Annotated in this window: 23 protein-coding genes, 1 tRNA gene and 1 pseudogene; 22 read left to right on the plus strand and 3 right to left on the minus strand. The window is 69.6% G+C overall.

Annotated features, from left to right (window positions below; genetic code table 11):
• Window positions 1–5: 5 nt before the first annotated feature.
• On the plus strand, window positions 6–1088 hold the full coding sequence (locus AMK26_RS11030) for a restriction endonuclease, SacI family (protein WP_073754333.1): 1083 nt from the start codon (window positions 6–8) through the stop codon (window positions 1086–1088).
• 535 nt (window positions 1089–1623) lie between these two features.
• Window positions 1624–2184, plus strand: a complete 561-nt coding sequence (locus tag AMK26_RS11035) for an HD domain-containing protein (RefSeq protein ID WP_073754334.1) — start codon at window positions 1624–1626, stop codon at window positions 2182–2184.
• Here the strand turns inward: AMK26_RS11035 and AMK26_RS11040 are convergent.
• On the minus strand, window positions 2172–2642 hold the full coding sequence (locus tag AMK26_RS11040) for an NUDIX hydrolase (RefSeq protein WP_073754335.1): 471 nt from the start codon (window positions 2640–2642) through the stop codon (window positions 2172–2174). The two genes, AMK26_RS11035 and AMK26_RS11040, sit on opposite strands and share 13 nt — an antisense overlap.
• A 38-nt stretch (window positions 2643–2680) precedes the next feature.
• Window positions 2681–3412 (minus strand): XRE family transcriptional regulator, encoded by a 732-nt coding sequence (locus tag AMK26_RS11045; RefSeq protein ID WP_073754336.1) that lies wholly within the window; start codon window positions 3410–3412, stop codon window positions 2681–2683.
• Window positions 3413–3566: 154 nt separating this feature from the next.
• Between AMK26_RS11045 and AMK26_RS11050 the strand changes: the two genes are divergently transcribed.
• The 13 genes and pseudogenes from AMK26_RS11050 (at window position 3567) to AMK26_RS11105 (ending at window position 11490) form a co-directional block, all read left to right on the plus strand.
• The gene (locus AMK26_RS11050) at window positions 3567–3917 is read left to right on the plus strand and encodes an SCO3933 family regulatory protein (protein ID WP_030170301.1); all 351 of its coding nucleotides are present in this window, start codon (window positions 3567–3569) and stop codon (window positions 3915–3917) included.
• 3 nt (window positions 3918–3920) lie between these two features.
• Window positions 3921–5276, plus strand: coding sequence for an FtsK/SpoIIIE domain-containing protein (locus AMK26_RS11055; protein ID WP_073754337.1), 1356 nt, complete (start codon window positions 3921–3923; stop codon window positions 5274–5276).
• 82 nt (window positions 5277–5358) lie between these two features.
• The gene (locus AMK26_RS11060) at window positions 5359–5565 is read left to right on the plus strand and encodes a hypothetical protein (protein ID WP_073754338.1); all 207 of its coding nucleotides are present in this window, start codon (window positions 5359–5361) and stop codon (window positions 5563–5565) included.
• A gap of 2 nt (window positions 5566–5567) precedes the next feature.
• Window positions 5568–5753, plus strand: coding sequence for a hypothetical protein (locus AMK26_RS11065; protein ID WP_073754777.1), 186 nt, complete (start codon window positions 5568–5570; stop codon window positions 5751–5753).
• Between the two features lie 76 nt (window positions 5754–5829).
• Window positions 5830–6501: a DUF2637 domain-containing protein gene (locus tag AMK26_RS11070; RefSeq protein ID WP_073754339.1), complete on the plus strand. Its 672-nt coding sequence runs from the start codon at window positions 5830–5832 to the stop codon at window positions 6499–6501.
• A gap of 18 nt (window positions 6502–6519) precedes the next feature.
• Window positions 6520–6711, plus strand: coding sequence for a mobile element transfer protein (locus AMK26_RS11075; RefSeq protein WP_073754340.1), 192 nt, complete (start codon window positions 6520–6522; stop codon window positions 6709–6711).
• A gap of 9 nt (window positions 6712–6720) precedes the next feature.
• Complete coding sequence (locus AMK26_RS36100; RefSeq protein WP_103838579.1) at window positions 6721–6876, plus strand: hypothetical protein; 156 nt, start codon at window positions 6721–6723, stop codon at window positions 6874–6876.
• Window positions 6877–6899: 23 nt separating this feature from the next.
• On the plus strand, window positions 6900–7214 hold the full coding sequence (locus tag AMK26_RS11080) for a SpdD-like protein (RefSeq protein WP_073754341.1): 315 nt from the start codon (window positions 6900–6902) through the stop codon (window positions 7212–7214).
• Window positions 7215–7304: 90 nt separating this feature from the next.
• Entirely contained in the window at window positions 7305–7484 is a 180-nt protein-coding gene (locus tag AMK26_RS11085) for a hypothetical protein (protein ID WP_073754342.1), read from the plus strand.
• Between the two features lie 5 nt (window positions 7485–7489).
• On the plus strand, window positions 7490–8569 hold the full coding sequence (locus tag AMK26_RS11090; RefSeq protein WP_073754343.1) for a DNA cytosine methyltransferase: 1080 nt from the start codon (window positions 7490–7492) through the stop codon (window positions 8567–8569).
• The gene (repSA, locus tag AMK26_RS11095; RefSeq protein ID WP_073754344.1) at window positions 8566–9939 is read left to right on the plus strand and encodes a replication initiator protein RepSA; all 1374 of its coding nucleotides are present in this window, start codon (window positions 8566–8568) and stop codon (window positions 9937–9939) included. The genes AMK26_RS11090 and repSA overlap by 4 nt, the downstream gene beginning before the upstream one ends.
• Window positions 9940–9950: 11 nt before the next feature.
• Window positions 9951–10124 (plus strand): helix-turn-helix transcriptional regulator, encoded by a 174-nt coding sequence (locus tag AMK26_RS11100; protein WP_073754778.1) that lies wholly within the window; start codon window positions 9951–9953, stop codon window positions 10122–10124.
• Window positions 10121–11490: pseudogene (locus AMK26_RS11105) on the plus strand (tyrosine-type recombinase/integrase). Before AMK26_RS11100 ends, AMK26_RS11105 begins: the two are co-directional and overlap by 4 nt.
• A 212-nt stretch (window positions 11491–11702) precedes the next feature.
• On the opposite strand, the gene AMK26_RS11110 reads toward AMK26_RS11105, so the two are convergent.
• Window positions 11703–11777: transfer RNA gene (locus AMK26_RS11110), tRNA-Arg, on the minus strand.
• A 110-nt stretch (window positions 11778–11887) separates the two neighbouring features.
• Between AMK26_RS11110 and AMK26_RS11115 the strand changes: the two genes are divergently transcribed.
• From AMK26_RS11115 to rho, 7 genes are all read left to right on the plus strand, one after another.
• Window positions 11888–12370: a response regulator gene (locus AMK26_RS11115; protein WP_079277538.1), complete on the plus strand. Its 483-nt coding sequence runs from the start codon at window positions 11888–11890 to the stop codon at window positions 12368–12370.
• A 76-nt stretch (window positions 12371–12446) separates the two neighbouring features.
• Complete coding sequence (nrtL, locus tag AMK26_RS11120) at window positions 12447–13421, plus strand: ArgS-related anticodon-binding protein NrtL (protein WP_073754346.1); 975 nt, start codon at window positions 12447–12449, stop codon at window positions 13419–13421.
• A gap of 7 nt (window positions 13422–13428) precedes the next feature.
• Complete coding sequence (gene lysA, locus AMK26_RS11125) at window positions 13429–14820, plus strand: diaminopimelate decarboxylase (RefSeq protein ID WP_073754347.1); 1392 nt, start codon at window positions 13429–13431, stop codon at window positions 14818–14820.
• Between the two features lie 98 nt (window positions 14821–14918).
• On the plus strand, window positions 14919–16208 hold the full coding sequence (locus AMK26_RS11130; protein WP_073754779.1) for a homoserine dehydrogenase: 1290 nt from the start codon (window positions 14919–14921) through the stop codon (window positions 16206–16208).
• 6 nt (window positions 16209–16214) lie between these two features.
• On the plus strand, window positions 16215–17273 hold the full coding sequence (gene thrC / locus AMK26_RS11135; RefSeq protein WP_073754348.1) for a threonine synthase: 1059 nt from the start codon (window positions 16215–16217) through the stop codon (window positions 17271–17273).
• A gap of 293 nt (window positions 17274–17566) precedes the next feature.
• Window positions 17567–18484 (plus strand): homoserine kinase, encoded by a 918-nt coding sequence (thrB, locus tag AMK26_RS11140; RefSeq protein ID WP_073754349.1) that lies wholly within the window; start codon window positions 17567–17569, stop codon window positions 18482–18484.
• A 383-nt stretch (window positions 18485–18867) separates the two neighbouring features.
• The gene (gene rho, locus AMK26_RS11145; RefSeq protein ID WP_073754350.1) at window positions 18868–20970 is read left to right on the plus strand and encodes a transcription termination factor Rho; all 2103 of its coding nucleotides are present in this window, start codon (window positions 18868–18870) and stop codon (window positions 20968–20970) included.
• Window positions 20971–21072: the final 102 nt, after the last annotated feature.

Here is a 21072-nt window from a genome sequence, read left to right on the forward strand (position 1 = left end):
GTAAAATGGGGATTCGAATCGATAAGAAAACGGCCGCATATGCTTTGCGGACGGCATTCACAGAGGCCGTGGAGGCGAGCGACCTCCCGGAGTACTGGATCTATCTTGCGCGGAGCTTGCGCGAGGAGAAGGCTCCTCGGACCTACACGCCGGCCTTGTGTGTCGCCCTGCTCGCGAGAGCATGTAACGAGGCTGTCGATCCGCTGTCGATCAAGGAGGAGTACAGCGATCGTTCGTACTCCCACCGGACCTTGGCGCATGGTGTTCTGGTGCCCCTGTCAGTGGAACTCGGCTTCGATCTCAAGGCCACCGGGCGGGAGCCGCTGAATAATCAGCCGTTCTTCCGTTACGACCACTACTCGGAGATTGAACGCATCCAGCGAAGTGCACGGCCGTATTTTGAGCATCTGCAATCTGCCTTGCAGATGGTGGACGCCGAGGGCTACACGCGTCAGCAGGCCCAATCCGCCCTAGCTGCCGTCTTGACGGTTTGCATCGAAGCGGCCCGCAAGAAGCGGCGAGTTGTGAGCGGAAGTGCAATCGTCGAAGCGAGCCTGATCGCTCAGACAGAAAGCTTCGTGACTTCGGGCGCCGACATGCCCCGAAAGCTTCAGGCCTGCGTAGCTGCCGCGCTTGACATGACTTACCCCAAAGTGGCCTCACGCAGACTGAACGACCCGTCGAGGGACTTCCCTGGAGACGTCCACGCACTTCGCGAGGACGGGTCACCGCTGCTCGCCGTGGAAGTGCGCGGAAAGCCGGTCACCCCGGAAGAGCTTGAGCAGTTCGTCCGTAGTGTCGCCGACGCGGAAATACCGCGGGCCGCTCTCGTAGTTCACACCGATGGCCACAGGTCTCTCCTTGCGAATGAGAGGACCACCATACGGCTTGAGAGGGATTACGGCCGTGTGGTAAAAGTCAGCGAAAGCGTTTCATCCTTCATGCGGGACCTCTTCGTTTGGTCAAGTCACGACACTCTTGAGATCCTTTCTTCCTTTCCGGATGGTATGTACAAGCGGATGTCGGAAATTGAAGTCGCCCAACATGAATTGGATCGTTGGGCTGACTTGTTTCCGGACGAGGGGTGAACTATTTTCGCGTGCGTCGGGTGGGTCGAGCCTGCAAAGGTCGGTGGAGCGGCTTTGGGCTGGAGCTGCTTTGGCGCGAGTGATCATGGCCCCGTAAGCTTCCGGCGCGTCGGGCAGTCTGTGGACCTGCCCGGTAAAGCACGACGTTGGGGCCATGATCTTCGAGGCTCGCGCCAAAGTGGCTGCCTAAAGCCGTGGAGCCGACCGCCCCAGCCACGACGGTGTTCTGACCTCGGCTGGGCCGTCGCACCCTTACCCCGGCCTAACCTTCGCCCCCTTGTGGGCGCGGACGGGCGCCGGCGCGCGGCCCCGGTGACGAAGGCAAGGAGGGGCGGCGCGCCGGCGACCGGCCGGCGCCGCCGCGCTGTGCGCGGCACCTCCGATCTGTGACCGGACTGCTTGCAGTTCAGGAGGCCGGAAGCAACGGCGAGCGAAGCGAGCCCTTGATGATGTAGGGAAACTTCCACCGCGCCAAGATCCGGAGCGTCTGACCAGGGCTGTCCGTCTGTCCGTCTGGTCCGCTACCGTGCGTTCCATGTCATCTGCTTTGGACACGCCTCAGGGGGCGGCCGAACTGGCTGAGGCCCTGTTGCCTCCGCTCGGAAACCGCTGGTTGCATACCCAAGCTGTCGCCCAACGCGCTCGCGAGGTTTCGCCGGCCGTGGCCGAAGATGACCGCGACCTCCTGGTTGCTGCAGCATGGCTCCACGACATCGGTTACGCGCCGGAACTGCGGGACACGGGTTTCCATCCGCTCGACGGTGCGCGCTACCTGGAAACACTCGGTGCGCCTTCACGTCTCGTGCGGCTGGTCGCCCACCACTCAGGCGCTGTGTATGAGGCTGAGCAGCGCGGTCTGACTGCTGAGCTGGCCGTGTACGAACGGGAGGACTCGCCAGTCTTGGACGCGTTGATCTACGCCGACATGACCACTGGTCCCGCGGGGCAGTCCTTCGACTTCGACCGGCGGATTGACGAGATCTTGGTTCGCTACGACCCTGGCAGCGAAGTGCACACCGCGATCAGCAAAGCTCGGCCGTACCTGGGTGCTGCTGTGGACCGTACGCGCGCACGTCTCGCTGATCAGCCGATGTAGGGCTCGGGTCGGCCTGCCAAGCCGTGATCGATCCGCATGCGCATGGACGGGTGGATGTTCAGCTCGTCCAGCTTGCTCGGAGCGACGAACGCCACTTCCTTGCTTTCGCTGCTCGTCCGTACCTCGCCGCCGGTGATGCGGGCCCGGAAGCAGATGGAGAACTGCTGCCGGACTTCGCCGTCGTCGTACGCCATGACGTGGGCCGGATTCGTGTAGATGCCGACTAGATCGGTCACCTCCACATCGATCCCGGTTTCTTCCTTCGTCTCGCGCACGGCTGCGTCGGGCGCGGACTCTCCAACATCAACCCCGCCTCCGGGCAGCGCCCACAGATCGTTGTCCGTCTTGCGGATCAGGAGGACTTCACCAGCATCGTTCGTGGCCACCGCCGTGACCGAGGGAACGATGCTGTTCGCCTTCGGGGCGTTCGGATCGTTGAAGTAGTCAACACGTGCCATGCATCCAGCGTCGCATGCCTCGGTGCGGAAGCGATGGGCTACGCGGGCCGTCCACGCTCCCATGCGTAGTCGAAGCTCCGCATGTAGTGCCGGAATGTGCGGGCACCGGGGAGGTAGCGGAAGTGCAGGACCGGGTTTTGCCCGGCCGGCGCACCGATGACGTGCGGGTTCACCAACACGTCATCGTCGAACCGGTAGACCGAGTTGTAGAGGATCGTGTCGTGGAGTCGAACCTCAACACCTGGCGTGGTCATCGCCGGTTCGAGGTAGCGACGGGTGATCCGTGCGCGTGCCGCTAGATCGCCGCCGATGCCTTCCTCCTCGCCCCGCTGTCGGACGGCTTCTGAGTCCGGGTCTCCCAGCAGGATGCGCACCTGGGCGCCGGCCTTCGCCTTCTCCGCCAACAGGTCCGGCAGATCTGGGTGGCTGTCGAAGAGGAACAATCCCGCGTAGACGAGGATCCCGACTTGGTCTGTTGCCTTCTCGATCAGAGATGACCATAGCGACGCGGGAACCGCGCCCCGGTGCGGGTAGTACGTGATCAGCTCGGAAGTGCTGGCAGTCTCGGCCTGCTTCTCTACGGAGGGCCAGAGATACACCTCGTCGACGCCCAGGAAGCTCGCTGCCTTCCAGCGGTGTCCCCGGTGCGGCGTACGGCCGGTCGTGATCCACCGCTCGACGCTCTTCGGGTCCACGCCGACGTGCTGAGCAACTGACTGGATCGTTTCGCCCTTTGCCGAAATCGTCGCGCGCAGACGCTCGTTCGCCATGACGTGCCCTCTCTGGGACGTTGCTGGGACGTTTTGACGATAGTTCAGACGTCCCTAAACGTCCATACGGACCGTGATGTGTCCACCGCGTTTCGCGGTCTCCTGATCTCACCGCCGGACAAGGCGGTTCCGCTCCGAGATTTGGAGACAGACGATGCGTCAGATCCCCGTCGAGACCTCCGGCGCGACCGTGATGGTCGCTCAGCCCCCGCAGAAGAAGGTTGCCAACCGTCAGACTGGTCAGCTGGCCGTGGACCGTGACAGCGGCGAGACCCTGTGGACCGTGGACGTGGTGTTCATCATGAACGGCAGCGCCGAGGTCATCAGCGTGGCTGTGCCAGAGTCGGGCATCTCCGGTGAGCTGGCCATGGGCACCCCGGTTGCTCTTACGGGCCTGGTCGCCCGGCCGTGGGAGAACGAGTTCAACGGCCAGAAGCGGCATGGGATCTCGTTCCGCGCGGTCGCGGTCACCTCGCTGGTCGACACCTCCGTGAAGGCGGCCTGAGCCATGACGTGGCTGACCGTCGCCCTGGTGCTGGTCGTCGCCGCTGCGGGTCTCCTGCGGTGGCGGCGCCCCGCCTGGTACTGGCTCACCTTCGGCGTCTCCCTCGCCGTGGTGCGGGTCCTCGTCCGGTACGCGTCCGTCATGGACGCCTGCGGGCTGACGGTCCCTCCCTCGCGCTGGCGCCTCACCCTGGCTCGGGCCACGAACCGACCGGTCCCCGGTCCCCGCGCCCCTCGCATCCTGCGTCTGCGGCCGACCCGTACCGGGCTGGTGCTGCGGCTCAAGCTCCGTCCCGGTCAGGACGCCTTCGACGTGGCGGCCTCGTGTGACCGGCTGCGGCACTCGTTCGCCATGTACGGCGTGACCTCGCGGGAACTGCGTTCCGGCGTCGTGGAAGTGCGGATGACCGGCTACGACGTGCTCAAGCGGGTGCAGATGCCAGCCAAGGTCGACACCCGTCCGATGCGGGTCCCGGTCGCCCTTCGGGAAGATGGCGCGGTCCACTACCGCGACTACCGAGCCGTCCCGCACGCGCTGACGCTCGGGGCCACGGAGTCCGGCAAGTCCGTCTATCAGCGCAACCTCGTGGCAGCGCTCGCCCCGCAACGGGTCGCCCTGGTCGGGATCGACTGCAAGCAAGGCGTGGAGCTGTTCCCGCTGGCTCGCCGGTTCTCCGCGCTCGCCGACAACCAGGACACCGCCGCCGAACTCCTCGACGCCCTGGTGTCCCACATGGAGGACGTCTACCAGCTCATCCGCGCCGAACAGCGCATCACCGCTGACGTGCCGGACGCGGAGATAGCCGCCGACATCTGGGACCTGCCGGAAGACCTCCGCCCGGTGCCCATCGTGGTCCTGGTCGACGAGGTCGCCGAACTCGCCCTGTTCGCCACCAAGGAGGAAGAGAAGCGCCGGGACCGGATCATCACCGCGCTCGCCCGCCTCGCCCAGCTCGGCCGCGCTGCCGGCATCTATCTGGAGATCTGCGGTCAGCGTTTCGGCTCCGAACTCGGCAAGGGCATCACCATGCTCCGCGCCCAGCTCACCGGCCGGACCGCCCACCGCGTCAACGACGAGTCCAGCGCGAACATGGCCTTCGGCGACATCGCCCCAGACGCCGTCCTCGCCGCGATCCAGATCCCGACCGACATGCCCGGCGTCGCCATCACCGGCGACTCGACCGGCGGCTGGGCCCGCATCCGCGCCCCGCACACCTCCCTGCGCCAGGCCGTGAACACCTGCAACCGGTACGCCGACTTAGCCCCTGACCTGCCTGCCCTGGCCCCCTTCCGGCCGGCGCTTGCCATCCCGACGCCGGTTGACGCCCCGGCCGTTGAGTTTATCCCGGCTACTGCCTGATCCCTCCCGCTCCACGGTTGGCGCGACCGCATCGCGTCAGGTCCCTACCCGAGCCATGCCCGAAGAAGGGAGATCGCCCGCCATGTGCCCCGACTGCGAGGACTTCAACCGCACCGTGGTGATGCTCGGCGACCTGGCCCTGTACGCCGACAGGATCGGCGCTGACCAGGACTTCATCGACACCGTGGGCCCGTGCCTGGCGGCGTCGTTGCCCGAGCCGCCGCCCGGCACCTTCCCGCCCGGCTACGACCCGAACGAGGGCCCCGAGTACCCCGGCGAGGGGTGGTGACCGTGCCGACCGCGAAGAAGCCCGCCGCCCGCCGCAAGCCCCGGCCGAAGCCGTGCCCCGACTGCAAGGGCACCGGCGAGATCACCGAAACCGTCCGGGTCGGCGGCCGTAAGGGCCGTGCCACCGACGACCGGCAGACCGGGCTGTGCCTGACCTGCTGGGGATCCGGCGAAGCCTCGACCGACTGAACTCCTGCCGGGGTGGGGCGGCTGGACCTCGATCCCCGCCCCGCCCCTGGCTCAACCCGCAAAGGGAGGTGACGACATGACCCGCTCGATCCGCCCGGACGCCGTCCTCGTACAGGCCGTGATCGCCGGCGCCCTGTCCTTCGCCCACCTTCACGACCTGGCCGCCGCCGCTGGACAGTCCGGCTGGAAGGCATGGGCCTACCCGGTCAGCGTGGACCTGCTCCTTGTCGCCGCCTGGCGTCGGCTGCGCAACAGCGGCCCGTCCCGGCTCGCCTGGTGCTGGTTCCTGATCGCCCTGTTCGCCTCGCTCGGCGCCAACGTCGCCACCGCTGGCTTCCTCGACCTGGCCCACCCGCCCGCCTGGCTGCGCTTCGGCATCGCCGGATGGCCTGCGCTCGCCTTCCTCGGCGGCACCCTGCTCGCCCACTCGGCCAGCGATCCGGCACCCGTAACGGCGGCTCCTGCCCTGGCCACCGACCCAGCCCCCGAGTCCGCCGCCGAACCGGAGTCCGCTCCGGAGCCGGTCACCGCAGCCGACGACACCCCGGCGCTACCCGCCGCCGACCCGGTCCCCGCACCTGCTCCTGCTCCCGAGGTGGCGGTCCCGGCTCCGCTGGTCGCTCATGCGCGCAAGGTCGCCGCCGACCACGAGGCCCGTACCGGCTCCCCGATCGACACCGACACCCTCCGCGCCCGCCTCGGCGTCCCCGCGCCCATGGCCGACGCCATCGCCGCCCAACTCTTCTGACAGACAAGGAGTTCAGCCATGCCCATGCGCGACTTCTTCCACTCCGTGATGCAGATCGGCCCGGTGCAGATCGGCACCCACCGCGACCGCCACGGCCAGACCAAGCACGCCGCCGTGTGCACCACCGACGACTGCGGCTGGTCCGCCGACTACTCCAGCCAGTCCGCCGCCCAGCTCGCCGCCCGCACCCACCGCTGCAAGGTCCGCTAGGAGGCTCACGTGCAGGTCCCGCTCTGGTTCGCGCTGCTCGTCGTCGGCTACCTCGGCGTCAAGCTCATCCGCCCGCCGGCCTGGCTCATCGCCGTCCTCCTGCTCGGCGGCTTCCTCCTCGCTGACAGCGTCCTGGCCCCGGCCATCAACGGCCTGATCAAGTAAGCCCTCCGGAAGGGAGTCCCAACATGCTCCGCCCGAAGATCCCGGCCATGCCCACCCCGACCGGGCACGTCACCCCGCCCGCCGTCGTCGAGCCGACCGCCGTCCTTCCCAGCGTCCAGGCCCCGCCGGTCTCGACGGCCCCGGCGCCGTCCCGCCCGGTGGTGCATCTCACCCCCGGCACCGTGCTCGCCCTCGTCGGCGGCGGTACCGCCGTCGTCCTGGTCGTCGGCACCGTCCTCGTCTCCATGCTCCTGGCGGTCGCCATCACCGGCGCCTCGGTCGCCGTCGTCGCCCTCGTCGTGCGCTCGCTGCTCGCCTCCGAGACCAAGCGGCGCTGACCGGCCCCCGGAGCGGCCTCGACCGCCAAGTCTCCGCCGCTCCGGGCGCCTCCCCTTCCCGATCCACGGACCAGAAAGGCACGGCCCATCATGCCTCAGAGCAACCCGAACATGCCGATCTGCCGCGACTGCGACGGCTTCGCCACCGTCGCCATCGACACCGGCACCCGTCACCTCGACGGCACCCGCGTCACCCTCCGCGTTGACTGCCCGACCTGCGAGGGCACCGGCCACACCCACCCGGCCGCCCTCGTCCGCACCGGGAGGTGATCCGAGTGACCGTCCTCGACCTCTTCGCCGGCCCCGGCGGCTGGTCTGAGGGACTGCGCGCCCTCGGCCTGAGCGACATCGGTATCGAGATCGACCCCGCCGCCTGCGCCACCCGCGCCGCCGCCGGACACACCACGATCCGCGCCGACGTTGCCGACTACTCCACCGCACCACTCCGCGGGAAGGTCACGGGACTGATCGCCTCCCCGCCCTGCCAGACCTTCAGCGCCGCCGGACTGCGCGCCGGAAACGTCGACCGGGACCTGTGCCACCAGTGCCTCGATGACCTCGCCCGCAGGAACGACACCCGCGCCGCGCTGCGCGCCGCCTGCACCGATCCGCGCTCCCTGCTCGTCGTGGAACCCCTGCGCTACGCCCTCGACCTGCACCCCGACTGGATCGCCTTGGAAGAGGTCCCCGCCGTGGCCCCCTTGTTCGTCCACACGGCCAGCATCCTGCGCAGCATCGGCTACTCCGTCTGGACCGGCGTGCTCAACGCGGCCGACTACGGCGTCCCGCAGACCCGCCGCCGGGCCTTTCTGCTCGCTTCCCAGACCCGTGCCGCTGCACCGCCGGAGCCCACCCACGCCCAGAAACCCGGCCCGGACACCTTGTTTGGCCCTGCCCTGGCCCCGTGGGTCACCATGGCCCACGCCTTGGGGTGGGGCGCCAGCGACCGCCCGGCTCCCACCGTCACTGCCGGCGGTGGCAAGAGCGGCGGCCCTGAACCCTTCCCCACACAGGCCCGGAAGGCTCTCCTGGACGCCCAGCGGCGCGGCACCTGGGTCCTGCGCCACGGCAACCAGGCCAACGCCACCGTACGGCGCATCGACGAGCCCGCCGCTACGCTGCTCTTCGGCCGTGCCAGCAACGATGTCTCCTGGCAGCGGGTCGACTCGTCGCAGCCGGAATCGGTCCGCATCACCACTGGCGAAGCTGCCGCACTTCAGGCCTTCCGCCATGGCTACCCCTTCCAGGGCAGCAAGACCCGGCAGTTCGAGCAGATCGGCAACGCCGTGCCGCCGCTGCTCGCCACCGCCGTACTTCGGCCCCTCGTCTCGGCCGTGGTGGGGGTGGCCGCGTGACTGACACCGCGACCTTCGCGGGCCTGGACCCGGTCACCCTGGGGGACCTCTTCCGGGTGGCCGGGCTCCCCGGCTTCGACCGCTGGCAGGACCAGATCAAGTGCACCGGCGGCTGCGCCGACCCGATCCACCTGCGCGGCTGGGTCGTCCACAAGGACAAGGTCACCGGGGAGACCCTGCACCGCTACAGCACCGAGAACGAGCCCGGCGGACGGCTCCGTGTCGCCTGCGGCAATCGCCGGGCCTCCCGCTGCCCCGCCTGCGCCTGGACCTACGCCGGTGACACCTATCACCTGATCTGCGCCGGACTCGCTGGCGACCCGGACAAGGACATCCCCGCCACCGTCCGGGATCACCCGCGGGTGTTCGCCACCTTCACCGCGCCCTCGTTCGGCCCGGTCCACAACCGGCCCGACCGTGGCGCTTGCCGCTGCGGCACTCGCCACCCCGCCGACGACACCGCCCTTGGCGCGGCGCTCGATCCGGCTACGTACGACTACGCCGGCGCCGTGCTCTTCAACAATCACGCCGGTGATCTGTGGATGCGTACCATCAACCGGCTCCGCTGTGAGATCGCCAAGCGTGCCGGGCTGACACAGCGCGAACTCGCCGACGCCTGCCGACTGTCCTACGGCAAGGTCGCCGAGTTCCAGAAGCGCGGAGCCGTCCACTTCCATGCCGTGATCCGCCTCGACGGTCCCGACGGAGCCGACTCCGCCCCGCCGTCCTGGGCCACCACCGACCTGCTCACCGACGCCATCCGCGCCGCCGCCGCACACCCCTACAGCCGCGTCAGTGTTCCCGCTGCCGGCGACCAACCCGACCGCACCTTCCAGTGGGGCCGACAGCTCGACGTACGGCCGGTCAAGGCGTTCGGGGACGGCTCCGACCTCACGGAACAGGCGGTCGCCTCCTACGTGGCCAAGTACGCCACCAAGGCGGCGGAGAACACCGGCACCCTGGACCGGCGCATCGGCGAACTCTCCGAACTCGACCGCCACGGCGTCCCCGACCACGTGCGCCGCCTGATCACCGCCTGCCGGGACCTGGATGAGCTGTACCCGGACCGGCGCCTGTGGGCCTGGGCTCACATGCTCGGCTTCCGCGGGCACTTCTCGTCCAAGTCCCGCCGCTACTCGACCACGCTCGGCGCCCTCCGCCAGACCCGAGCCGACTTCCGCGCCGCACAGGAACGCGCCGCCCTCGGCCTGGACGAACACGAGCCGGACACCGTCCTCGTCCTCGCCGACTGGCAGTACGCCGGCCACGGCCACACCCCCGGTGAGTCCGCCCTCGCCGCCACCATCCGGCGGGACATCGAACTCAACCGCGAAATCGCACGCGAAGCCTTGGAAGGAGAATTGGCGTGAAAGACGAGCTGATGACCGTTCCGGAAATCCTCGCCGAACTCAAAGGGGTATCACGCCGGACCTTCTACCGCTGGCGAGAACTGGGGCAGGCTCCGCGAGCTTTCAAGCTGCCCAAGGGCGAACTGCGGGTGTGGCGCAGCGACTTCACGGCGTGGCTGAACAGTCGAGAGAGGGCAGCGGCGTGAAGTCACTCGACGTGAAAGTCTGGGGCGTCCGGAAAAGGAACACCAAGAAGCCGTCCTAGTGAGGTGGATCGTCTCCGGGAACGTGTTCTCCGAACAGTTCCGCACCAAGGGACTCGCGGACAACTACCGTTCCAAGCTCCTGCGTGCAATGCGCGACGGCGAGGAGTTCGACGCGGCTACCGGGCTGCCAGACTCGATGGTCGAAAAGGCGCCCACGATGACGTGGTACGCCTTCGCCTTGAAGTACCTCGCCATGAAATGGCCGCACGCTGCGCCGAACACTCGCGACGGGATCAACGAGTCGTTGACCGCTGTCACCGTGGCGCTCCTCGACGATCGTCCTGGGCGGCCGGCCGATGACCTCCTCAGGAAGGCGCTTCGTAACTGGGCTTTCGTCCTTCCCGGCCCGGACGACAGCGAGTTGCCGACCGAGATCGCGAACACCCTGCATTGGGTGGCCAAGGCATCGCGCCCTCTCTCGGACCTCGCCGACGCAGCGGTCGGCAGGGTCGTCCTGGACTCCCTGAAGCTCAAGCTCGACGGAACGGCGGCTGCGGCAGAAACCGTACGGCGCAAGCGGCGCACTCTGGTCAACGCCATGCACTACGCGGTGGATCTCGGCGAGTTCAAAGAGAATCCGATCACTGCGGTTCGCTGGAAGAAACCGAAGGTGGTCAAGGAAGTAGACCCCCGAGTAGTGGCGAACCCCGAACAGGCTCGTGCTCTGCTGACTGCGGTCTCGTACGTCGGCGGATATGGCCGTGCGCGCGGCCGGCGACTCGTCGGTTTCTTCGCCTGCATGTACTACGGCGCCCTTCGCCCGGCTGAGGCTGTCGGCCTCAAAGAGGCAGACCTGAAACTGCCGGAAACGGGCTGGGGAACGGCTTTGCTAAATCGCACCCGCCCCAGCGTCGGCAAGCGGTGGACCGATTCCGGCGAGACGCACGACGATCGCGGACTCAAGAACCGGCCCGTCGAAGAGGTCCGTCCCGTGCCGATCCCGCCTCAGCTCGTGGCGATCCTCCGAGATCACCTCGATACGTTCGGAACTGCGAAGGACGGGCGGCTGTTCACAAACGAGCGCGGGGGAGTGGTGGGCTCGTCCACGTACTACCGCGTGTGGCAGGAGGCTCGCGCGCTCGCTCTTCCGCCGGCCGTTGTCGCCTCGCCGCTCGCCGCCCGTCCGTACGACCTGCGGCACTCGGCGCTGTCGACCTGGCTTAACTCCGGTGTCGACGCGACTGAGGTCGCCGAGCGCGCGGGCAACAGCGTCGAGGTCCTGCTGAGCCGCTACGCGAAGTGCATCGACGGTCGGCAGGAGATCGCCAATCGCAAGATCGAAGAGCTGTTGCGCGAGTACGAGTGATCCCGCGCGCCGTACGAGGCTTCAGGCCCCTGGATCCGTCCGGGGGCCTTCGCCATCCTGGAGCTGACCAGGGCCGATGCCCCAAGATCCTGTCCACGAATAGTCCACGGACCCCGACATACGGCCGCTCCGAGCGGCATACGCCGGCACATACGCGAAGACCCCGGCCTCAGCGTTTCCGCTGGTGACGGGGTCTTTGGGCACCTAATCCATGGTGCCCCCGGCAGGATTCGAACCTGCGCACACGGCTCCGGAGGCCGTTGCTCTATCCCCTGAGCTACGGGGGCGTCCGCCGCGTTCGGCGGCGACGGGTAGAACCCTACCAGCTCCCGGGCGGTGGCTGTGAACTGGTATTTCCGCGGGGCGCGGCAGGCCGGGTCGCCCGTGTGGGGCGGAAGTGGGGAAAACCCGGACGCAGGGCAGGGGCGCGACCTACTCTCGAGTTGTGTCAGGCGTGTCCGGCCGGGTGCTCGTCGTGGACGACAACAGGGTCATCCGGCAGCTGATCAGGGTCAATCTCGAGCTGGAGGGCTTCGAGGTCGTGACCGCGGCCGACGGTGCCGAGTGTCTGGACGTCGTCCACCACGTCCGGCCCGACGTGGTGACCCTGGACGTGGTCATGCCGCGGCTGGACGGGCTGCGGACCGCCGAGCGGCTGCGGGACGATCCGCGGACCAGGGACCTGCCCGTGGCGATCATCAGCGCGTGCACGCGGTACGAGGTGGAGAGCGGGCTCGCCGCCGGGGTCGACGCGTTTCTGGCGAAGCCCTTCGAGCCGGCCGAGCTGGTACGGCTCGTGCGGCAGCTCAGGCACCGGGAGGGTCCGCCGCCGCTCGACGGCCGGCGGGGTGCCGGGTGGGCCGGGAGCGCCTGGGGCTGACAGGGTGGCCGTCCGGCGCTGACCGGATGGCGAAACCGGTTCCGCCCGAAGCCCGCTCCTCCCATACGCTTGTCCCGTGACCCCCGCGGACCTCTCCCTCACCGTGCTGCACGCCGTGCGCCGCGCGGTCGGCGAGGGTGCGCTGCGGGCCCCGGCGCGGGTGCCCGAGCGGGTCACGGTGGAGCGGCCCCGGCCCGGCGGGTGCGGGGACTGGGCCACCAACGCCGCGCTCCAGCTCGCCCGCGAGGCGGGGATGGCGCCGCTCCAGCTCGCCGAGGTGCTGCGGCCCCGGATCGCGGAGGCCGACGGCATCGAGCGCGTCGAGATCACCGGGCCCGGGTTCCTCAACATCACCCTGGCCGACCGCGGCCGGCACGCCCTGGTCCGGGACATCCTCGACGCGGGCGAGCGGTACGGGCACGGTGACTCGCTGGCCGGGCACACCTTCCGGCTCAGCCACCGTGGCGACGTACGCGCCACCGTCATGGCCGACGCCGTACGGCGGCTGCTGATCGCCCAGGGGGCCGGCGTGCACGACGCCGGGGCCACCACCGTGACCCTGAGCCCCCTCCCCGCCGCCTACGACGTCCACGCCCTGGGCCCCGACGCCGCCCGGTGGGGCCTGCTGCGGCCCGCCGCGCACGACCGGCCGCTCCCGCCCGAAGGGCTCCTCGTGCAGAGCGAGGCCAACCCGCTGTTCACCGTGCGGTACGCCCACGCACGGGCCAGGGCGCTCCTCCGCAACGGCGCGCAGCTCGACATGAGCCCCGCGTACGAAGAGGATGTCGACGCGACCCGCCTCCTGGCCGCCCTCGGCGACCACCCCGCCGTTCTCGAAGCCGCCGCCCGCCACCGCGCCCCCGACCGGGTCGCCCGGCACCTGGAGGCCACCGCCGACGCGTTCCTGGGGTTCCAGCACACCGTGCTGCCCCTCGGCGACGAGAAACCCTCGGCCGCCCACCGCTCCCGGCTCGCCCTCGCCGAAGCCGCCGGGACGGTGCTGGCCGGCGGCCTGGCCCTGCTCGGCATCAGCGCCCCTGACTACTTGTGAGAGAGAAATGAGCCGTTCCGCACACCCTGCCGGGCCCCGTCACGCCGATGTCATGCCCGAGGGCCACTACGCCGCCCCGCCCGCCGACCTCAACGCGCTCGACGAGAAGGTCTGGGCCCGGACCGTCAGCCGTGACACCGACGGCGTCGTCCAGGTCGGCGGGATTCCCGTGACCCGGCTCGCCGAGGAGTTCGGCACCCCCGCCTACTTCGTCGACGAGACCGACTTCCGCGCCCGCTGCCGCGCCTGGGCCGACGCCTTCGGCAAGGACGCCGACGTCTTCTACGCCGGGAAGGCGTTCCTGTCGCGGGCCGTCGTGCGGTGGCTCAAGGAAGAGGGGCTCAATCTCGATGTCTGCTCGGGCGGTGAGCTGACCACCGCCCTCGACGCCGGCATGCCCGCCGAGCGGATCGCGTTCCACGGGAACAACAAGTCCGCCGAGGAGATCGAGCGGGCCGTGCGCACCGGCGTCGGGCGGATCGTGCTCGACTCCTTCCAGGAGATCGTGCGGGTGGCTCACATCGCGCAGAGCCTGGGCAAGCGGCAGAAGGTGCAGATCCGGGTGACCGTGGGCGTCGAGGCCCACACCCACGAGTTCATCGCCACCGCCCACGAGGACCAGAAGTTCGGCATCGCGCTCGCGGGCGGCGAGGCCGCCGAGGCCGTCCGGCGGGCGCTGAAGCTCGACGGGCTGGAGCTCATCGGCATCCACTCCCACATCGGGTCGCAGATCTTCGACACCTCCGGGTTCGAGGTGGCCGCGCACCGGGTGGTCGGGCTGCTCAAGGAGGTCCGCGACGAGCACGGCGTCGAGCTGCCCGAGATCGACCTCGGCGGCGGCCTCGGCATCGCGTACACCTCCGACGACGACCCCCGCGAGCCGCACGAGATCGCCAAGGCGCTCAACGAGATCGTGACGCGGGAGTGCGAGGCGGCGGGGCTGCGCACGCCGCGCATCTCCGTCGAGCCGGGGCGCGCCATCGTCGGGCCCACCGCGTTCACGCTCTACGAGGTCGGCACCGTCAAGCCGCTCGCGGGGCTGCGTACGTACGTGAGTGTCGACGGCGGCATGTCGGACAACATCCGCACCGCCCTGTACGACGCCGAGTACTCCGTCGCGCTCGTGTCGCGGACGAGCGACGCCGAGCCGATGCTCAGCCGTGTCGTCGGCAAGCACTGTGAGAGTGGCGACATCGTGGTGAAGGACGCGTTCCTGCCGGCCGACATCGCGCCGGGGGACCTGATCGCGGTTCCGGCCACCGGGGCGTACTGCCGTTCCATGGCCAGCAACTACAACCACGTACTCCGGCCGCCCGTCGTCGCCGTCCGCGACGGTGAGGCGCGCGTGATCGTCCGGCGCGAGACAGAGGAAGATCTTCTGCGTCTCGATGTCGGTTGATGAAATAGATGTCTCATAATCCGGACGGAAGGGAGAAACTTCCGTCCGGTGAGTGAGACTGGTCCACACCGTAGAAGTATGAGAAGTGAGGTCGGATGATGCGTACGCGTCCGCTGAAGGTGGCGCTGCTGGGCTGTGGAGTGGTCGGCTCAGAGGTGGCGCGCATCATGACGACGCACGCCGACGACCTCGCGGCGCGCATCGGCGCTCCCGTCGAGCTCGCCGGTGTGGCCGTCCGCCGGCCCTCCAAGGTGCGTGCGGGCATCCCCCAGGAGCTCATCACCACCGACGCCACCGCCCTGGTCAAACGCGGGGACATCGACGTCGTCGTCGAGGTCATCGGGGGCATCGAGCCCGCCCGTACGCTGATCACCACCGCGTTCGAGCACGGCGCCTCCGTCGTCTCCGCGAACAAGGCGCTCCTCGCCGAGGACGGCCAGAACCTGTACGCCGCCGCCGAGCAGCACGGCCAGGACCTGTACTACGAGGCGGCCGTCGCCGGCGCCATCCCGCTGATCCGCCCGCTGCGCGAGTCCCTCGCCGGCGACAAGGTCAACCGGGTGCTGGGCATCGTGAACGGCACGACCAACTTCATCCTCGACAAGATGGACACCTCCGGGGCGGGGTATTCGGAGGCGCTGGACGAGGCCACCGCCCTCGGGTACGCCGAGGCCGACCCGACCGCCGACGTCGAGGGCTTCGACGCCGCCGCCAAGGCCGCCATCCTCGCCGGAATCGCCTTCCACACGCGCGTACGCCTCGACGACGTGTACCGCGAGGGCATGACCGAGGTCACCGCCGCCGACTTCGCCTCCGCCAAGCGCATGGGCTGCACCATCAAGCTGCTCGCCATCTGCGAGCGCGCCGCCGACGGCGGGTCCGTCACCGCGCGCGTGCACCCCGCGATGATCCCGCTCAGCCACCCGCTGGCCTCGGTGCGCGGCGCGTACAACGCCGTGTTCGTGGAGGCCGACGCGGCCGGCCAGCTGATGTTCTACGGCCCGGGCGCCGGCGGCTCGCCGACCGCGTCCGCCGTCCTCGGCGACCTCGTCGCCGTCTGCCGCAACCGCCTCAACGACGCGACGGGCCCCGGCGAGTCCGCGTACACCCAGCTCCCCGTCAGCCCCATGGGCGACGTGGTGACGCGGTACCACATCAGCCTCGACGTGGCCGACAAGCCGGGCGTCCTCGCCCAGGTCGCGACGGTCTTCGCCGAGCACGGCGTATCCATCGATACGGTGCGCCAGCAGGGCAAGGACGGCGAGGCGTCCCTCGTCGTCGTCACCCACCGCGCGCCCGACGCCGCCCTCTCCGGGACCGTCGAGGCGCTGCGCAAGCTCGACACCGTGCGTGGTGTCGCCAGCATCATGCGGGTCGAAGGAGAGTAACCAGCAATGACTCACCAGTGGCGCGGAATCATCGAGGAGTACCGCGACCGGCTGCCGGTCACGGACACCACCCCCGTCGTCACCCTCCGTGAGGGTGGCACGCCGCTCGTGCCCGCGCAGGTGCTCTCCGAGCGCACGGGCTGTGAGGTCCATCTGAAGGTCGAGGGCGCCAACCCCACCGGCTCCTTCAAGGACCGCGGCATGACCATGGCCATCACCCGGGCCAAGGAGGAGGGCGCGCAGGCCGTCATCTGCGCCTCCACGGGCAATACGTCGGCCTCCGCCGCCGCGTACGCCGTGCGCGCCGGGATGGTGTCCGCCGTCCTCGTGCCGCAGGGCAAGATCGCGCTGGGCAAGATGGGCCAGGCCCTGGTGCACGGCGCCAAGATCCTCCAGGTCGACGGCAACTTCGACGACTGCCTCACCCTCGCCCGCTCGCTGTCCGACAACTACCCGGTGGCGCTGGTCAATTCGGTCAACCCGGTCCGTATCGAGGGCCAGAAGACCGCCGCGTTCGAGATCGTGGACATGCTGGGCGACGCCCCCGACATCCACGTCCTGCCCGTCGGCAACGCCGGCAACATCACCGCGTACTGGAAGGGCTACAAGGAGTACGCGGCGGACGCGGTCTCCACCCGTACGCCCCGCATGTGGGGCTTCCAGGCCTCCGGCTCCGCGCCGATCGTGCGCGGCGAGGTCGTCAAGGACCCGTCGACCATCGCCACCGCCATCCGGATCGGCAACCCGGCCTCGTGGACGTACGCGCTGGAGGCCCGGGACGAGTCGGGCGGGTTCATCGACGAGGTGACGGACCGTGAGATCCTGCGCGCCTACCGGCTGTTGGCCTCCCAGGAGGGCGTCTTCGTGGAGCCCGCCTCCGCCGCGTCCGTGGCCGGCCTGCTGAAGGCCGCCGAGCAGGGCAAGGTGGACCCGGGGCAGACGATCGTGTGCACCGTGACCGGAAACGGCCTGAAGGACCCGGACTGGGCGGTCGCCGGAGCGCCGCAGCCGGTCACCGTGCCGGTCGACGCGGCAACCGCGGCGGAGCGGCTCGGCCTCATCTGAGCGCCGGTCGAAGTCTGGCCGAAAACCGCAACCCGCACAGCGCCGTACACAGGAGCACAGGCAGGCTCGCGACACGCATCGTGCGCCTCCTGTGCGCCCTATGTCGCCACAGAACCTTCCTTCGATAGGCTGTACTGAACCCGCCCCGCCGCATATGCCGCGGTGCTCTTGCCGTTGACGCCGTTGCGGCCCATGGGTCTTCGTACTTCTCGTCACCATCCCGCTTCTCGTCAAACCCCGAACCTCGAAAACCGCGACATCTCGTCGTCAGATTCAAGGAGAGTCATCGAGCGATGGCCGGTCCCGCGTTCCGCGCCGCCGCCGTCCGGGTGCGCGTTCCCGCCACCAGCGCCAACCTCGGCCCGGGCTTCGACGCCCTCGGCCTGTCGCTGGGGCTGTACGACGACGTCGTCGTCCGGGTCGCCGACTCCGGGCTGCACATCGACATCGCCGGGGAGGGCGCCGACACCCTCCCGCGTGACGAGAGCCATCTGCTCGTACGCTCCCTGCGCACCGCCTTCGACCTGTTCGGCGGGCAGCCGCGCGGCCTGGAGGTCGTCTGCGCCAACCGCATCCCGCACGGCCGCGGCCTCGGCTCCTCCTCGGCGGCCATCTGCGCCGGCATCGTCGCCGCCCGCGCGGTGACCATAGGCGGCGACGCCAGACTCGACGACGCGGCGCTGCTGGAGCTCGCCACCGAGATCGAGGGTCACCCCGACAACGTGGCCGCCTGTCTGCTCGGAGGCTTCACGCTCGCCTGGATGGAGGGCGGCTCCGCCCGGGCGATCAGGATGGATCCGGCCGATTCCATCGTTCCGGTGGTTTTCGTCCCCGGGAAGCCGGTCCTCACCGAGACCGCCCGCGGCCTGCTGCCGCGCACCGTCCCCCACGTGGACGCCGCGGTCAACGCCGGCCGTGCCGCGCTGCTGGTCGAGGCCCTGACCCGGCGTCCCGAGCTGCTGCTCGCCGCCACCGAGGACCGCCTCCACCAGGAGTACCGGGCGCCTGCCATGCCCCAGAGCGTGGAACTGGTGAACCGACTGCGTGCGGACGGCGTTCCCGCGGTCATCTCCGGTGCGGGCCCCACGGTGCTCGCGCTGGCCGAGAACGGCGCGGCGGAGAAGGTGGCGCGGCTGGCGGGCGACGGCTGGGCGGCCAACAGGCTGGCCCTCGACGTCTCGGGTGCGAGCGTCCTGCCGCTCGCCCCGTAGGTACACGGTTGCCGGTGTTGGAGAGGGGGAATGTTTGTTGGAGCCGGTAGTGTTAACCTCGAGTCTGCACCCGACGTCTTTGTGGCGCGGTGCTGAGTGTCCCCATCCGGGACCACCATTCTTCCGGGAGCCTCCTCCACTGCCTGAGCAGCCTGCCTGAGCAGTTTCGAGCACGCTCCGGAACCGGCGCGCGACACCCCTCGCTTTTCCCAGGAGCGGGCCGAGCAGGGGGCCTCGGGCCGGACCCAAGCACGTTTTTTCTTCTCCGCCGTACCCGGCGGGACCACCGCCCCGACTCGGTCCACCGATCAAGGACCGCTGTCGGACAGCACAACCGGTCGCCGAGCCAGAAGGCCGACGTCCGCTCCAGGGAAGGACCCTTCGTGAGCGACACCACCGATCTGATGGGCGTGACTGCCGACAACAGTGTCGACACCACCGCGCCCGCCGCAGGTGCTGCCACTGGCACCACGTCACGGCGCCGCCGCTCCGGCACCGGCCTCGAGGGCATGGTCCTGGCCGAGCTGCAGCAGGTCGCGTCAGGCCTCGGCATCAGGGGCACCGCGCGCATGCGCAAGAGCCAGCTGATCGAGGTCATCAAGGAGGCGCAGGCCGGCGGCGGCGCATCCGCGCCCAAGACCGCCGACGCGGCGGCAGGCGCCGAGACCAAGCCGAAGCGCCGCGCCACCTCCAAGGCCCGTACGGGCGAGGAGGCCGCCGACAAGGCCGTCGACAAGAGCGCCGACAAGGCCGAGAAGGCCGCCGGGAAGGCCGACAAGGCCGACAAGGCCGTCGCGCAGCAGCAGATCGAGATCCCCGGTCAGCCCTCCCCCAAGCTCTCGGCCTCGCCGGAGCAGGGCGGTGCCCCCGGTGACGACCACCCCGTGGGCGAGCGCCGCCGACGCCGCGCCACCGCGCCCGCCGGCAGCCCCGAGGGCGACGTCCGCACCGAGGCCCGTACGGACGTCCGTACGGAGGCCAGGACCGACACCAGGACCGACGGGCAGCCCGAGGCCAAGGCCGAGGCGTCCCTCGACACCGCCGAGGGCAGCCGGGGCCGCCAGCGCGACCGCGGCGAGCGGGGCGAGCGCGGCGGCGACCGTGGCGAGCGCCGGGACCGTCAGCGTGACCGCCAGCGCGACCGCGGCGGCAAGGGCGACGACCAGCAGGGCGGCGGCGGCCAGCGCCAGCAGCGCCAGGGCGGCCAGCAGCCCCAGGGCGGCCCGCAGGACGACTTCGACGACGAGGGCGGCCGTCGGGGCCGTCGCGGCCGCTACCGCGACCGTCGTGGCCGTCGTGGCCGCGACGACTTCCAGGCCGGCGAGCCGCAGGTCTCCGAGGACGACGTCCTGATCCCCGTCGCGGGCATCCTGGACATCCTCGACAACTACGCGTTCATCCGGACCTCCGGCTACCTGCCCGGCCCGAACGACGTGTACGTCTCCCTCGCCCAGGTCCGCAAGAACGGCCTGCGCAAGGGTGACCACGTCACCGGTGCCGTGCGCCAGCCGAAGGAGGGCGAGCGCCGCGAGAAGTTCAACGCGCTGGTCCGCCTGGACTCCGCCAACGGCATGGCCGCCGACTCGGGCCGCAACCGCCCCGAGTTCAACAAGCTGACCCCGCTCTACCCGCAGGACCGTCTCCGTCTGGAGACCGACCCGGGTGTGCTGACCACGCGGATCATCGACCTCGTGTCGCCGATCGGCAAGGGCCAGCGAGGCCTGATCGTGGCCCCGCCGAAGACCGGCAAGACCATGATCATGCAGGCGGTCGCCAACGCGATCACCCACAACAACCCCGAGTGCCATCTGATGGTCGTCCTGGTCGACGAGCGTCCGGAAGAGGTCACCGACATGCAGCGGTCGGTCAAGGGCGAGGTCATCTCCTCGACCTTCGACCGCCCGGCCGAGGACCACACCACCGTCGCCGAGCTGGCCATCGAGCGCGCCAAGCGCCTCGTGGAGCTGGGTCACGACGTGGTCGTCCTGCTCGACTCGATCACCCGCCTGGGCCGCGCGTACAACCTCGCGGCGCCCGCCTCCGGCCGCATCCTCTCCGGTGGTGTCGACTCGACCGCGCTCTACCCGCCGAAGCGCTTCTTCGGTGCCGCGCGCAACATCGAGGACGGCGGCTCGCTGACCATCCTGGCCACCGCGCTGGTCGACACCGGCTCGCGCATGGACGAGGTGATCTTCGAGGAGTTCAAGGGCACCGGCAACATGGAGCTCAAGCTCGACCGGAAGCTCGCCGACAAGCGCATCTTCCCGGCGGTGGACGTCGACGCGTCCGGCACCCGCAAGGAGGAGATCCTGCTGGGCAGCGACGAGCTCGCCATCGTCTGGAAGCTGCGCCGGGTGCTGCACGCGCTCGACCAGCAGCAGGCGATCGAGCTGCTGCTCGACAAGATGAAGCAGACCAAGTCGAACGCCGAGTTCCTGCTGCAGATCCAGCAGACGACCCCGTCGGCCGGCAACGGCAAGGACTGACGTCCAACGGCACAACGGCACAGGGTACAAAAGGGACCGCCCCGTCACTTCGGTGACGGGGCGGTTTCGATTTTCACTGTCTTCTCACCCGACGCTGGTCAA

Origin of the sequence: Streptomyces sp. CB03234 (assembly GCF_001905885.1) — a bacterium.
GTDB lineage: Bacteria > Actinomycetota > Actinomycetes > Streptomycetales > Streptomycetaceae > Streptomyces.

Excerpts from the sequence above, each read along its gene's own strand:
- AMK26_RS11030 (WP_073754333.1), top strand. The coding sequence starts at position 6 with ATGGGGATTCGAATCGATAAGAAAACGGCCGCATATGCTTTGCGGACG.
- AMK26_RS11035 (WP_073754334.1), top strand. The coding sequence starts at position 1,624 with ATGTCATCTGCTTTGGACACGCCTCAGGGGGCGGCCGAACTGGCTGAG.
- AMK26_RS11040 (WP_073754335.1), bottom strand. The coding sequence starts at position 2,642 with ATGGCACGTGTTGACTACTTCAACGATCCGAACGCCCCGAAGGCGAAC.
- AMK26_RS11045 (WP_073754336.1), bottom strand. The coding sequence starts at position 3,412 with ATGGCGAACGAGCGTCTGCGCGCGACGATTTCGGCAAAGGGCGAAACG.
- AMK26_RS11050 (WP_030170301.1), top strand. The coding sequence starts at position 3,567 with ATGCGTCAGATCCCCGTCGAGACCTCCGGCGCGACCGTGATGGTCGCT.
- AMK26_RS11055 (WP_073754337.1), top strand. The coding sequence starts at position 3,921 with ATGACGTGGCTGACCGTCGCCCTGGTGCTGGTCGTCGCCGCTGCGGGT.
- AMK26_RS11060 (WP_073754338.1), top strand. The coding sequence starts at position 5,359 with ATGTGCCCCGACTGCGAGGACTTCAACCGCACCGTGGTGATGCTCGGC.
- AMK26_RS11070 (WP_073754339.1), top strand. The coding sequence starts at position 5,830 with ATGACCCGCTCGATCCGCCCGGACGCCGTCCTCGTACAGGCCGTGATC.
- AMK26_RS11075 (WP_073754340.1), top strand. The coding sequence starts at position 6,520 with ATGCCCATGCGCGACTTCTTCCACTCCGTGATGCAGATCGGCCCGGTG.
- AMK26_RS11080 (WP_073754341.1), top strand. The coding sequence starts at position 6,900 with ATGCTCCGCCCGAAGATCCCGGCCATGCCCACCCCGACCGGGCACGTC.
- AMK26_RS11085 (WP_073754342.1), top strand. The coding sequence starts at position 7,305 with ATGCCTCAGAGCAACCCGAACATGCCGATCTGCCGCGACTGCGACGGC.
- AMK26_RS11100 (WP_073754778.1), top strand. The coding sequence starts at position 9,951 with ATGACCGTTCCGGAAATCCTCGCCGAACTCAAAGGGGTATCACGCCGG.
- lysA (WP_073754347.1), top strand. The coding sequence starts at position 13,429 with ATGAGCCGTTCCGCACACCCTGCCGGGCCCCGTCACGCCGATGTCATG.
- AMK26_RS11130 (WP_073754779.1), top strand. The coding sequence starts at position 14,919 with ATGCGTACGCGTCCGCTGAAGGTGGCGCTGCTGGGCTGTGGAGTGGTC.
- thrC (WP_073754348.1), top strand. The coding sequence starts at position 16,215 with ATGACTCACCAGTGGCGCGGAATCATCGAGGAGTACCGCGACCGGCTG.
- thrB (WP_073754349.1), top strand. The coding sequence starts at position 17,567 with ATGGCCGGTCCCGCGTTCCGCGCCGCCGCCGTCCGGGTGCGCGTTCCC.